A 12,327-nucleotide genomic window follows, 5' to 3' on the forward strand; every position below is an offset into this window, starting at 1 on the left:
GGGATGAGCGACCCCGGCAACTACGTGGGCAGCGCGGACCGCAGCATCGGGCAGCTGGTCGCCGCGGCGACGGCCGAGATGTCCGCGCTGGTGCACGACGAGATCGCCCTGGCGAAGGCGGAGGTGCGCCAGGACGTCAAGCGCGGGGCGATCGGCAGCGCGGCGTTCATCGCAGCGGGCGTGCTGCTTCTCTTCACGATGCCGATGCTGAGCTTCGCGGCGGCGTACGGCATCCACAACCTGGGCCTGGGCCTGGCCTGGTCGTTTCTGATCGTGGCGGGCGCCTTCATCCTGCTGGCCGCCCTGATCGGCTTCATCGGGCTGCGGAAGTTCAAGAAGATCAAGCCGCCGGAGAAGTCCATCGCCTCCGCCAAGCAGACCGCCGCCGTCCTCCAGAACGCGAAGCCTCACCCCCGCCCGGCCATCGAGGCCGAGGCGATCCTCAAGCGTTCCGGCTCCAGCCTCGCGGCGGGCAGGGGCGTCGAGAGCCTGCCGGGCGGAGACAAGGCCGGCTCTGTGGCACGCTCGTCCACATGACGGTTCCCGATTCCAGCGCATCCGGCCCGGCGGGCCCGTGGACGAGCCCGGCCGGTACCGGGGGCCCCGTACGGCTCGACGGCCCCTGGACCCACCGGGACGTGGCCGCCAACGGTGCGCGGTTCCACATCGCCGAGATGGGCGAGGGGCCGCTGGTGCTCCTCCTGCACGGCTTCCCGCAGTTCTGGTGGACCTGGCGCCACCAGCTGCCCGCGCTCGCCGAGGCGGGGTTCCGGGCCGTCGCGATGGACCTGCGCGGGGTGGGGGGCAGCGACCGCACCCCGCGCGGTTACGACCCCGCCAACCTGGCGCTCGACGTCACCGGGGTGATCCGCTCCCTCGGTGAGCCGGACGCGGCCCTGGTCGGCCACGATCTGGGCGGCTACCTCGCCTGGACCGCCGCCGTGATGCGGCCCAAGCTGGTGCGCCGGCTCGTCGTCTCCTCCATGCCACACCCGCGCCGCTGGCGCTCCTCGATGCTGTCCGACGTCGCCCAGACGCGGGCGGGCTCGTACATCTGGGGCTTCCAGCGGCCCTGGCTGCCGGAGCGTCAGCTCGTCGCGGACGACGCCGCGCTGGTGGGGCGGCTGATCCAGGACTGGGCGGGCCCCCGGACCCCGGACTTCCCCGACGAGGAGACCCTGGCCGTCTACCGGCGGGCCATGAGCATCCCCTCGACCGCCCACTGCTCGATCGAGCCGTACCGCTGGATGGTCCGGTCGTTGGCGCGTCCCGACGGGGTCCAGTTCAACCGGCGGATGAAGCGGCCGGTGCGGGTACCCACCCTGCATCTGCACGGATCGCTCGATCCGGCGGTCCGGACCCGGAGTTCGGCGGGGTCGGGCGAGTACGTCGAGGCGCCCTACCGGTGGCGACTTTTCGACGGTGTCGGTCACTTCCCCCACGAGGAGGATTCGATCGGCTTCTCCACCGAACTCATCAACTGGCTCAAGGACCCCGAGCCCGACCGGTAGCCGCGCACCCCCCGAGGGAACAGCTGTCCGACGAACGGCCACTTGCCTGCCGCATAAGCCAATTGGCTGACTCGCGCACGATTACCGACCTTGGGTCACGGGCAGACGTCGGGGTATGGGCTGGACGCACGACTTCACTGACGAAGCACGCAACCGCCGCTCCACCGCGTCAGCGGGTGCGAGCACTCATGAGGGGGGCGGCCCCCTGGGCCGGGTGCACGATGTGCAGGACCTTCATCCTCAGCGGCCCGGGACCCACCGTCCCGGTCCGCACCGGCTCGGGATCTCGCGCATCCTCCGCCGTCGGGCCCGCTGGGTCTCGGCGCGGCTGCGCCACCCCCGTAGCTGATCACTCCTGACACCCCGCCCCCGCCGGTCCGCGCACAACGGACCGACGGGGGCCTTCAGTCACCCATGACAGGCTTCGCCTGCCTGGCCGCCCGCACGGCTCAGAGGGCGCAGCCCTGGCTGTCGACCTGCTGGTTGGCCGTGCGGCCGATCTCGATGTCCTCGCGGATCTCGTCGGCCGTCAGCGCGTAACCGGTGTCCGCGTCGTCGAGCGACTTGGCGAAGACCACCCCGTACACCTTGCCGTCCGGAGTGAGCAGCGGGCCGCCCGAGTTGCCCTGGCGCACGGTCGCGTAGAGGGAGTAGACATCGCGGCGGACGGTGCCCCGCTGGTAGATGTCGGGGCCGTTGGCGTCGATACGGGCGCGGACGCGGGCGGAGCGCACGTCGTACGCGCCGTTCTCCGGGAAGCCCGCGACGATCGCGCTGTCGCCGCTCTCCGCGTCGTCGTCCGCGCCGGTGAACTCCAGGGGGGTGGCCCTGAGGTCGGGCACGTCCAGGACCGCGATGTCGCGCTGCCAGTCGTACAGGACCACCTTCGCGTCGTAGAGCCGCCCCTCGCCGCCGATCTGCACGGTGGGCTCCTCGACGCCGCCGACGACATGGGCGTTGGTCATCACGCGGCGCTCGGCGAAGACGAAGCCGGTGCCTTCGAGGACCTTGCCGCAGCTCGGGGCCGTACCCACGACCTTGACGATCGACTTCTTGGCGCGCGCGGCGACCGGACTGCCCACCAGTGCCGGGTCCGGGGCCCTGACCTCGGTGATCGGCTCGTTGGCGAAGGGGCTGAAGACCTGCGGGAAGCCGTTCTGCGCCAGGACGGAGGTGAAGTCCTTGAACCAGTTGGGCGCCTGCTGGGGCATCACCCGGCTGACCCCGAGCAGCACCGAGGAGTTGCGGGCCTGCTTGCTGATGGGCGGCAGCGTGGTGTTGGCCAGCAGCAGCCCGATCAGCCAGGCCACCAGCAGCATCGCCACGACGTTGACCAGGGCGCCGCCGGTGGCGTCCAGGGCGCGCACGGGCGACCACGTGATGTACCGGCGCAGTCTGTTGCCCAGGTGGGTGGTGAATGCCTGGCCGACGGAGGCGCAGACGATCACGATGACGACCGCGACGATGGCGGTCGTGGTGGAGACCTCGGACCCGTCGGTCACCCGGTCCCAGATGATCGGGAGCAGGTAGACGGCGACGAGGCCGCCGCCCAGGAAGCCGATCACCGACAGGATGCCGACGACAAAACCCTGGCGGTAGCCGATGACCGCGAACCAGACGGCGGCGAGCAGCAGCAGGATGTCGAGCACGTTCACCGTCTATAGCCTCGCAGTTTCGTCACCTGCCCGTCGGTGGTGACGGGGTCCGGGCCGGGCCCGGAACAGCGCAGCAGCAGCCAGCGTGTCATGCGCGCCAGTCGAGCGGCACCTGTCTGGCCCGGTCCCACGGGCGTTCCCAGCCCGCGTAGTGCAGGATGCGGTCGATCACTCCGGCCGTGAATCCCCAGACCAGGGCCGATTCGACCAGGAACGCGGGGCCGCTGTGCCCGCTCGGATGGACGGCCATGGCCCGGTTGGCCGGGTCCGTGAGATCCGCCACGGGAACGGTGAAGACCCGGGCCGTCTCGGCCGGATCGACCACCCCGACCGGGCTGGGCGCCCGCCACCAGCCGAGGACGGGCGTCACGACGAAGCTGCTGACCGGGATGTACAGCCGGGGCAGTACGCCGAAGAGCTGGACGCCCCGGGGATCGAGGCCGGTCTCCTCCTCGGCCTCGCGCAGCGCGGCCCGCAGCGGCCCGGTGGTGGCCTGGTCGCCGTCCTCGGGGTCGAGGGAGCCGCCGGGGAAGGAGGGCTGTCCGGCGTGCGAGCGCAGGGTGCCGGAGCGCTCCATGAGCAGCAGCTCGGGACCGCGCGCCCCCTCCCCGAAGAGGACCAGGACGGCGGACTGCCTGCCCGCTCCGCTCTCGGGCGGCAGGAAGCGGCTGAGCTGCTGCGGGCGGACGCTGCGGGCGGCCCGGGCCACGGGGTCGAGCCAGGCGGGCAGGCCGTCGGTGGTGACGTCGATCGCGCCGGGGGCGGCTGCCGCGCGGGCATCGGCGGGGATGTCCGCGCGGACATCCGCGTGGGTGTCGCGGACATCCGCGTGGGTGTCCGGTGTCCCCGTGTGCGGGTGTGGACCGGTGTGCGGATGTGTATCCGTGTGCTGTGTATCCGTGTGCGTGTGCGTCATCGGCACCCCCCTCGTTCCCCTTGTTTCACAACGCCTGTCGTCGGCCATTTCGTTCCGAGCCATTTCGTCGTTCGTCCGGAGGATCGCCCGGAGTGCCGTCCGGAAGTCCGTCCGGAGCGCCGTCCGGAGGGTGCCCGATGCGGCGGTTCCCTCATACGGCTCCCAGCGCGGGAGCGGGCTTGCCCGGGAAGTCGGGGGGCGGGCTGAGCCGCTGGCCCGGGTAGCCGCCCATCTCGTACTTCAGGAGCTTCCGGGCCTTCTCGGGGTCGGTCTCCCCCTCACCGTACGAAGGGCAGAGCGGCGCGATGGGGCAGGCGCCGCAGGCCGGTTTCCGGGAGTGGCAGATCCGGCGGCCGTGGAAGATCACGCGGTGCGAGAGCATCGTCCACTCGCTCTTGGGGAAGATGTCGGCGATCACCGCCTCGACCTTCACCGGGTCCTCCTCGTCCGTCCACTTCCAGCGCCGGACCAGTCGGCCGAAGTGCGTGTCGACAGTGATCCCCGGTACGCCGAACGCATTGCCCAGCACGACATTGGCGGTCTTGCGGCCGACGCCGGGCAGTTTGACCAGGTCCTCCAGACGGCCGGGGACCTCGCCGCCGAAGTCGTCCCTCAGGGCGGCGGAGAGGCCGAGGAGGGACTTCGTCTTGGCCCGGAAGAAGCCGGTCGGCCGGATCAGCTCCTCCATCTCCTCCGGGACGGCCGCCGCCATGTCCTCGGGCGTCGGGTAGGCGGCGAAGAGCGCGGGGGTGGTCTGGTTGACCCTCAGGTCGGTGGTCTGGGCGGAGAGGACCGTGGCGACGAGCAGCTCGAAGGGGTTGCGGAAGTCCAGCTCGGGGTGGGCGTACGGATAGACCTCGGCGAGCTCCCGGTTGATCCGGCGGGCGCGGCGGACCAGCGCGAGGTGCGACTCGCCCTTGGGGATCTTGGGCGCCTTGAGGTCCTTGGGCGCCTTGGGGGCCCTGGGGGCTTTCGAGGCCGCGGGGACCTTGGCGTCCTTAGTGCCCTTGGTGCCCTTGGTGACCGCAGGGGCCTTCGAGGCCGCAGGCGCCTTCGGAGCGCCGGGTGCCTTGGCTGTCCTGGCCGACCTGGGCTCCCTGGACGCCCTGGGTTTCGTTCCGGACTCTGACGATGTCACTGCGGACCTCCTGGCCGACTTCCGGTTCCGGACCGGCCTCCCCGGCCCTCCGGGGGAGAGCCATTTGCGGCACTCTCCGGGCGAACCGGGGAGTGTTCGCCCACAGCGGAATCGCGCTTCCCCGACACTCCATCAGCCCCCTCGGCCCGTGTACTCCCCGGCATTCTGGACACCCGGCCAGCCTAGAGCCCGCCACTGACAACCGCCCCGGTCACCGCGTATCCACCCCCGATCGGCCCCCTGCCGTAGGGAGCGGCACGCCCGTGCGTCAAACTGGTTTGTGATTGATCGCACTGTTTTACCGTCCGGCATGATGGGGACCACGGTTCCCTGAACAGGCCGACAAGGAGAGAACTCGTGGACGACGTTCTGCGGCGCGCCCCGCTTTTCGCGGCGCTCGATGACGAGCAGGCCGCGGAGCTCCGCGCCTCGATGAGTGAGGTGACCCTCGCGCGCGGCGACGCGCTTTTCCACGAGGGCGACCAGGGTGACCGCCTGTACGTGGTCACCGAGGGCAAGGTGAAGCTCCACCGCACCTCGCCCGACGGGCGCGAGAACATGCTGGCCGTGCTCGGCCCCGGCGAGCTGATCGGTGAGCTCTCGCTCTTCGACCCCGGCCCGCGTACGGCGACCGCCTCCGCGCTGACCGAGGTCAAGCTCCTCGGCCTCGGCCACGGCGACCTCCAGCCCTGGCTCAACGCCCGGCCCGAGGTGGCCACCGCGCTGCTGCGCGCCGTCGCCCGGCGCCTGCGCAAGACCAACGACCAGATGTCCGACCTGGTCTTCTCCGATGTGCCGGGCCGGGTCGCCCGCGCCCTCCTGGACCTGTCGCGCCGCTTCGGCGTGCAGTCGGAGGAAGGCATCCACGTCGTCCACGACCTCACCCAGGAGGAGCTGGCCCAGCTGGTCGGCGCCTCCCGCGAGACGGTCAACAAGGCCCTCGCGGACTTCGCGGGCCGTGGCTGGCTGCGCCTGGAGGCCCGCGCGGTCATCCTGCTGGACGTGGAGCGGCTGGCCAAGCGCTCGCGCTGACCCCGTCAGGTGAGCCGACGCACGAAGGGCCCGTGCCGACCGGAGTACGTCCGGTCGGCACGGGCCCTTACCCGTTGACGCGCGAGCCTCTATTACGTTCACGCGAGCCCTACAGGGCCACGCGGGTGCCTTCAGATGAGCCCGTGCCCGGCGAGGTACTCCAGCTGTGCCCGTACCGACAGCTCGGCGGCCGGCCACAGGGAGCGGTCCACATCCGCGTACACCCGGGCCACCACGTCCGACGGCGTACGGAGCCCCGCCTCCACCGCCGTCTCCACCTGGGCCAGCCGGTGCGCACGGTGGGCCAGATAGAACTCCACGGCCCCCTGCGCATCCTCCAGGACCGGCCCGTGGCCCGGCAGCACCGTGTGCACGCCGTCGTCGACCGTCAGCGAACGCAGCCGCCTGAGCGAGTCCAGGTAGTCCCCGAGCCGCCCGTCCGGGTGCGCGACCACCGTCGTACCGCGTCCCAGGATCGTGTCGCCCGTCAGCACCGCCCGGTCGGCGGGCAGATGGAACGAGAGCGAGTCCGCGGTGTGGCCCGGCGTCGGGACCACGCGCAGCTCCAGCCCCCCGGTAGTGATCACATCGCCCGCCCCGAGACCCTCGTCCCCCAGCCGCAGCGCCGGGTCCAGGGCCCGTACCTTCGTCCCCGTCAGCTCGGCGAACCGCCCCGCGCCCTCCGCGTGATCAGGGTGGCCGTGCGTGAGCAGAGTGAGGGCCACGCGCCGCCCGGACCGCTCCACCGCGTCGATCACGGCCCTCAGGTGTACGTCGTCGAGCGGCCCGGGGTCGATGACGACCGCGAGGGCGGAGCCGGGCTCGGCGACGATCCAGGTGTTCGTGCCGTCGAGCGTCATCGCGGACGGGTTCGGCGCGAGGACGTTGACCGTACGGGCGGTCGCTGGACCGGAGGCCACGACTCCGCGCGGCTGCCCGGGGAGGGCCGCTGCGTCGGTCATGCCGGACCACCGCCCTCGCCCGCCGTCGGCACGTGCTTGGTGAACTCGTCGTGTCCGGGCCAGCTCAGCACCAGCTCATCCCCCTCCAGACGGGCCTGCGCGAGTACGGGAGCCATGTCCTGGCCCTCCGCCGCCCCGAGCGCCTCGGCGGCCGTCCTGTACGGCGTCAGGGCCCGCAGCGTCGACACGGTGGGCGGCATCATCAGCAGCTCGCCCAGGTCGTAGCGGCGGGCCGCCTCCGCCGGGGCGATCCACACCGTGCGGTCCGCCTCCGTGGAGACGGCCCGGGTGCGCTGCCCCTCGGGGAGCGCGGCGACGAAGAACCAGGTGTCGTACCGCCTCGGTTCGAACTCCGGGGTGATCCACCGCGCCCAGGCGCCCAGCAGGTCCGAGCGGAGCAGCAGCCCGCGCCGGTCCAGGAACTCCGCGAAGGACAGGTCCCGGGCGACCAGCGCCTCGCGGTCGGCCTCCCAGTCGGCCCCGGTCGTATCGCTGACCACCGTCCCGGCGGTCTCCCCGGCGAGCAGGACCCCCGCCTCCTCGAACGTCTCCCGCACCGCCGCACAGACGACGGCCTGCGCCTCGGCGGCCGTCGCCACACCGAGCCGGGCGGCCCACTGCTCCAGAGGGGGCCCGGCCCACCCGATCAGCCGGTCGTCGTCGCGCGGATCGACACCCCCACCCGGATAGGCGTACGCGCCTCCGGCGAACGCCATGGAGGTCCGCCGACGCAGCATGTGCACGACGGGACCGGCCGTCGCACCGCCGCTCTCCGCCCCCGGATCGCGGAGCAGCATCACGGTGGCGGCCCGCCGGGGTGCCACGGCCGTCAGCTCACCGGCGGCGAGCGCCCTGATCCGGTCGGGCCATTCCGGGGGGTACCACTGACCTTGGGACATGGCCGGAGGCTATCCGGAACCGCGCCGATGTTCGAGAGGCGCCGTGATCATCGTGGCTCGCCGACACACCCCGTACACACTCCCCGTACGCACCCCCGCGCACCCCCTGTACGCATGCGATCCCGCCCGGTCACAGGACCGGACGGGATCGCATGCGTACAGCGGAAAAGGGCGGTGGGCAGGTTCGTACGGCTCAGGCGTCGACGAGCTCGACCTGGACCTCGACCTCCACCGGGGCGTCCAGCGGCAGTACGGCGACGCCGACGGCGCTGCGCGCGTGCACGCCCTTGTCGCCCAGGACCGCGCCCAGCAGCTCGCTCGCACCGTTGATCACGGCGGGCTGCCCGGTGAAGTCGGACGCCGAGGCGACGAAGCCCACGACCTTCACCACGCGCTTGATCCGGTCCAGGTCACCGGCGACCGACTTCACGGCGGCCAGGGCGTTGAGCGCGCAGGTCTTCGCGAGCTCCTTCGCCTCGTCCGGCGTGACCTCGGCGCCGACCTTGCCGGTGACGGCGAGCTTGCCGTCCACCATCGGCAGCTGGCCCGAGGTGTACACGTACACCCCGGACTGCACGGCCGGCTGGTACGAGGCCAGCGGCGGCACGACGGCGGGCAGGGTCAGGCCGAGCTCAGCGAGCTGTGCCTCGACGGCGCCCGCCACTACGCCTTCTCCCGCTTCAGGTAGGCCACGAGCTGCTCGGGGTTGTTCGGGCCGGGAACGACCTGGACCAGCTCCCAGCCGTCCTCGCCCCAGGTGTCCAGAATCTGCTTGGTCGCGTGCACGAGAAGGGGCACGGTCGCGTATTCCCACTTGGTCATGGGCCCGACTGTAACGCCTGGCACGTACGGTCCCGTGCGTAGGCCGGGGCCGGACTGGTTAGGCTCGAATACGTGAGCAGGTTCCAGGTCGTCAGCGGCAAGGGCGGCACCGGTAAGACCACGGTCGCCGCCGCCCTCGCGCTCGCCCTCGCGACCGAGGGCAGGCGCACCCTCCTCGTCGAGGTCGAGGGCAGACAGGGCATCGCGCAGCTCTTCGGTGCCGACGCGTTGCCCTATGAGGAGCGCAGAATCGCGGTCGCGCCGGGCGGCGGCGAGGTGCACGCGCTGGCGATCGACGCCGAGCTCGCGCTCCTCGACTACCTCCAGATGTTCTACAAGCTCGGCGGCGCGGGCCGGGCGCTGAAGAAGCTCGGCGCGATCGACTTCGCCACCACCATCGCGCCCGGGGTGCGGGACGTCCTGCTGACCGGCAAGGCGTGCGAAGCCGTACGCCGCAAGGACAGGCAGGGCCGGTACGTCTACGACCACGTGATCATGGACGCCCCGCCGACCGGCCGCGTCACGCGCTTCCTGAACGTGAACGACGAGGTCGCGGGGCTGGCCAGGATCGGCCCGATACACAACCAGGCCCAGGCCGTGATGCGGGTCCTGAAGTCCCCGCAGACCGCCGTCCACCTGGTGACCCTCCTGGAGGAGATGCCGGTCCAGGAGACCGCGGACGGCATCGCCGAACTGCGCGCCGCCGACCTGCCCGTGGGCCGCGTCATCGTGAACATGGTGCGCCCGCACCTGGTCGACGAGGAGACCCTGCGCACCGCCGCGACCGGCCGCCGCAAGGAGATCGCCAAGACGCTGACCCGCGCCGGGGTGACCGGTTCCGCCGCCCTCGTACGGCCCCTGATCGAGCAGGCGGCCGAACACGCCCAGCGCGTCGGCCTGGAGCGTGAGCAACGCGCCGTACTGGCCGGGCTCGGCCTGCCCACGGCCGAGCTCCCGCTGATCGGCGACGGGGTGGACCTCGCCGCGCTGCACGACCTGGCCACGGAGCTCCGTAAGCAGGGCGTAGGGGAAGGGACGGATTCATGACAGGGGCTGCGGCGGGCGCGAAGGAAGCGACAAGGGCTGCGGCCGACGTAAAAGCAGCCGACGTAAAGGCAGGCGCGAAAGAAGCAGGCGCAAAAGAGGCAGGCGCGAAAAAAACGGGCGTAAAAGAAGAGGGCGTAAAAGAAGACGCCTCCGGCCTGCCCCCGGAGACCGTTCCCGGGCTGGACACCGACGCGCTGCTCGACGACCCGGACATCCGGATCATCGTCTGCTGCGGCTCCGGCGGCGTCGGCAAGACGACGACCGCCGCCGCCCTCGGCGTACGGGCGGCCGAGCGCGGCCGGAAGGTCGTCGTCCTCACCATCGACCCGGCCCGCCGACTCGCCCAGTCCATGGGCATCGACCAGCTGGACAACGTCCCGCGCCGGGTCGACGGCATCGCGGGCGAGGGCGAACTGCACGCCATGATGCTGGACATGAAGCGGACCTTCGACGAGACCGTGGAGGCCCACGCGGACGCGGAGAGGGCCCGCGCGATCCTGGAGAACCCCTTCTACCAGTCCCTGTCGGCCGGGTTCGCCGGTACGCAGGAGTACATGGCGATGGAGAAGCTCGGGCAGCTGCGGGCGCGCGACGAGTGGGACCTGATCATCGTCGACACCCCGCCCTCGCGCTCCGCGCTGGACTTCCTGGACGCCCCGAAACGGCTCGGCTCGTTCCTGGACGGGAAGTTCATCCGGCTGCTGATGGCGCCCGCGAAGGTGGGCGGCCGGGCCGGGATGAAGTTCCTCAATGTCGGTATGTCGATGATGACCGGGACGCTGGGCAAGCTGCTGGGCGGGCAGTTCCTGCGGGACGTGCAGACGTTCGTCGCCGCGATGGACACCATGTTCGGCGGCTTCCGCAGCCGCGCGGACGCCACGTACAAGCTGCTCCAGGCCCCCGGTACGGCCTTCCTCGTGGTCGCGACCCCCGAGCGGGACGCACTGCGCGAGGCCGCCTACTTCGTGGAGCGGCTGGCGGCGGAGGACATGCCGCTGGCCGGTCTCGTCCTCAACCGGGCGCACGGCAGCGAGGCTTCCCGGCTCTCCGCCGAGCAGGCGCTGGCCGCCGCAGAAAATCTTGACGACACCCGCATTGTGGATCAGACCGCCGGGAAAGCTGGCCTTGGTGACCTGAAGGCCCCCGACAGTGACCTCACGACCCCCGACCCGGCGGTCACCGCCCCCGAAGCCGTCGAGCCGTCGCTCTCCCTCGGGCACGCGCACGAGACCCAGCACGACGAACCCCAGCACAAGGACCCCGCGAACCCCGATCAGCTGGACCAGGACCAGGACCAGCAGAATCACGAGCCGCGTACAGAGAACACCGCCGTTGCCCCTGTGGACGTCGACGAACTGACGGCGGGTCTGCTGCGCCTGCACGCCGAGCGCATGCAGGTCGTCGCCCGCGAACAGCACACGCGTGACCGCTTCACCGAGCTGCACCCGGAGGTCCCGGTGACCGCGGTGGCCGCGCTCCCCGGAGACGTACACGACCTGGACGGTCTGCGGGCCATCGGCGACCGCTTGGCGACCGGCCGGACCGACTCGGCCCCGCCGTCCCCGGCCGGAGCGGCGTAGCCACCGCCCACAGCCAGCACCAGACACACGGGCATCGTCCCGACCCGGACGGCCAACCGACCGCGAGCGCGAGACGACCAACCAACCGACCGGCCGTCGTACCCCGACGACCGTCCTGCCCTACCCCACAGCGGCGTACGTCTCGTGCAGCTCGTCGTCCTCCAGCCCGATCACCGCGGGCAGCATGCCGGTGGACCGCTCGTACTCGCTGCGCGCGGTCTCCAGCAGGCGACGCCAGGACGTGACGGTGGGCCGACGGCGCAGCAGTGCGCGGCGCTCCCGCTCCGTCATTCCCCCCCACACGCCGAACTCGACGCGATTGTCCAGCGCGTCGGCCAGGCACTCGGTCCGCACCGGGCATCCGGTGCACACCGCCTTGGCCCTGTTCTGCGCTGCCCCTTGTACGAACAGTTCATCCGGATCGGTAGTGCGGCAGGCTGCCTGCGCACTCCAGTCGGTTACCCAGCCCATGCCGGCGCCGTCCTCTCCCGAATCGAGGCTCCCCCACGGCGGTAGCGGCATATTCACCGCTGCCAGTTGAGGACGTTACGGAAGGCGGGGACAGCACAACACCCCCTTCGGGCCCAATCTTGAATGGTCCGAACGGACTATGCGTATGCGGCAGATCACCCAGGGGAGTGAGGGGAAGACATGCGCGACTAACTCCGCGAAAACGGGACAGTACACCCGAATGGCAACGGACTTTCAGTGACACACGGGGCGATTTCGGGAGCGCCGCGATGTGTGGCTCATCTGTGCGTCGGC

General features: G+C 71.3%; 14 protein-coding genes. 6 read left to right on the forward strand and 8 right to left on the reverse strand.

Translation table 11 applies throughout. From position 1 onward, the window contains the following. The first annotated feature begins 3 nt into the window (after window positions 1-3). The 3 genes from B7C62_15000 (at window position 4) to B7C62_15010 (ending at window position 1,860) form a co-directional block, all read left to right on the forward strand. Window positions 4-537: a transporter gene (locus B7C62_15000; GenBank protein ARF73427.1), complete on the forward strand. Its 534-nt coding sequence runs from the start codon at window positions 4-6 to the stop codon at window positions 535-537. Next, window positions 534-1,511 carry an alpha/beta hydrolase gene (locus B7C62_15005; protein ID ARF73428.1) on the forward strand — a complete coding sequence of 326 codons (978 nt, stop codon included), beginning with the start codon at window positions 534-536 and terminating at the stop codon, window positions 1,509-1,511. Before B7C62_15000 ends, B7C62_15005 begins: the two co-directional genes overlap by 4 nt. 115 nt (window positions 1,512-1,626) lie before the next feature. Continuing rightward, the gene (locus B7C62_15010) at window positions 1,627-1,860 is read left to right on the forward strand and encodes a hypothetical protein (GenBank protein ID ARF73429.1); all 234 of its coding nucleotides are present in this window, start codon (window positions 1,627-1,629) and stop codon (window positions 1,858-1,860) included. Between the two features lie 100 nt (window positions 1,861-1,960). Here B7C62_15010 and B7C62_15015 read toward each other — a convergent pair whose 3' ends face one another. From B7C62_15015 to B7C62_15025, 3 genes are all read right to left on the reverse strand, one after another. Then, entirely contained in the window at window positions 1,961-3,166 is a 1,206-nt protein-coding gene (locus tag B7C62_15015) for a serine protease (GenBank protein ARF73430.1), read from the reverse strand. A gap of 88 nt (window positions 3,167-3,254) precedes the next feature. Then, window positions 3,255-3,956, reverse strand: coding sequence for a coenzyme A pyrophosphatase (locus tag B7C62_15020; protein ARF77173.1), 702 nt, complete (start codon window positions 3,954-3,956; stop codon window positions 3,255-3,257). A gap of 277 nt (window positions 3,957-4,233) precedes the next feature. Continuing rightward, the gene (locus B7C62_15025; protein ARF77174.1) at window positions 4,234-4,980 is read right to left on the reverse strand and encodes an endonuclease III; all 747 of its coding nucleotides are present in this window, start codon (window positions 4,978-4,980) and stop codon (window positions 4,234-4,236) included. A 597-nt stretch (window positions 4,981-5,577) separates the two neighbouring features. Between B7C62_15025 and B7C62_15030 the strand changes: the two genes are divergently transcribed. Next, complete coding sequence (locus B7C62_15030) at window positions 5,578-6,252, forward strand: Crp/Fnr family transcriptional regulator (GenBank protein ARF73431.1); 675 nt, start codon at window positions 5,578-5,580, stop codon at window positions 6,250-6,252. Window positions 6,253-6,383: 131 nt separating this feature from the next. Here the strand turns inward: B7C62_15030 and B7C62_15035 are convergent, their stop codons facing one another. From B7C62_15035 to B7C62_15045, 3 genes are all read right to left on the reverse strand, one after another. Continuing rightward, complete coding sequence (locus B7C62_15035; protein ARF73432.1) at window positions 6,384-7,214, reverse strand: MBL fold metallo-hydrolase; 831 nt, start codon at window positions 7,212-7,214, stop codon at window positions 6,384-6,386. Then, the gene (locus B7C62_15040) at window positions 7,211-8,113 is read right to left on the reverse strand and encodes an NUDIX hydrolase (GenBank protein ARF73433.1); all 903 of its coding nucleotides are present in this window, start codon (window positions 8,111-8,113) and stop codon (window positions 7,211-7,213) included. The genes B7C62_15035 and B7C62_15040 overlap by 4 nt, the downstream gene beginning before the upstream one ends. A gap of 193 nt (window positions 8,114-8,306) precedes the next feature. Next, window positions 8,307-8,777: a LysR family transcriptional regulator gene (locus B7C62_15045; protein ID ARF73434.1), complete on the reverse strand. Its 471-nt coding sequence runs from the start codon at window positions 8,775-8,777 to the stop codon at window positions 8,307-8,309. Window positions 8,778-9,007: 230 nt separating this feature from the next. Between B7C62_15045 and B7C62_15050 the strand changes: the two genes are divergently transcribed. Further along, entirely contained in the window at window positions 9,008-9,982 is a 975-nt protein-coding gene (locus B7C62_15050) for an ATPase (protein ID ARF73435.1), read from the forward strand. A 155-nt stretch (window positions 9,983-10,137) separates the two neighbouring features. After that, window positions 10,138-11,562, forward strand: coding sequence for an anion-transporting ATPase (locus tag B7C62_15055; GenBank protein ID ARF77175.1), 1,425 nt, complete (start codon window positions 10,138-10,140; stop codon window positions 11,560-11,562). Window positions 11,563-11,682: 120 nt separating this feature from the next. Here B7C62_15055 and B7C62_15060 read toward each other — a convergent pair whose 3' ends face one another. Beyond that, window positions 11,683-12,084, reverse strand: coding sequence for a hypothetical protein (locus tag B7C62_15060; GenBank protein ID ARF73436.1), 402 nt, complete (start codon window positions 12,082-12,084; stop codon window positions 11,683-11,685). Beyond that, entirely contained in the window at window positions 11,975-12,196 is a 222-nt protein-coding gene (locus B7C62_15065) for a hypothetical protein (GenBank protein ARF77176.1), read from the reverse strand. The genes B7C62_15060 and B7C62_15065 overlap by 110 nt, the downstream gene beginning before the upstream one ends. Window positions 12,197-12,327: the final 131 nt, after the last annotated feature.

This window comes from Kitasatospora albolonga (genome assembly GCA_002082585.1).
In the GTDB taxonomy this organism is placed as follows: domain Bacteria; phylum Actinomycetota; class Actinomycetes; order Streptomycetales; family Streptomycetaceae; genus Streptomyces; species Streptomyces stephensoniae.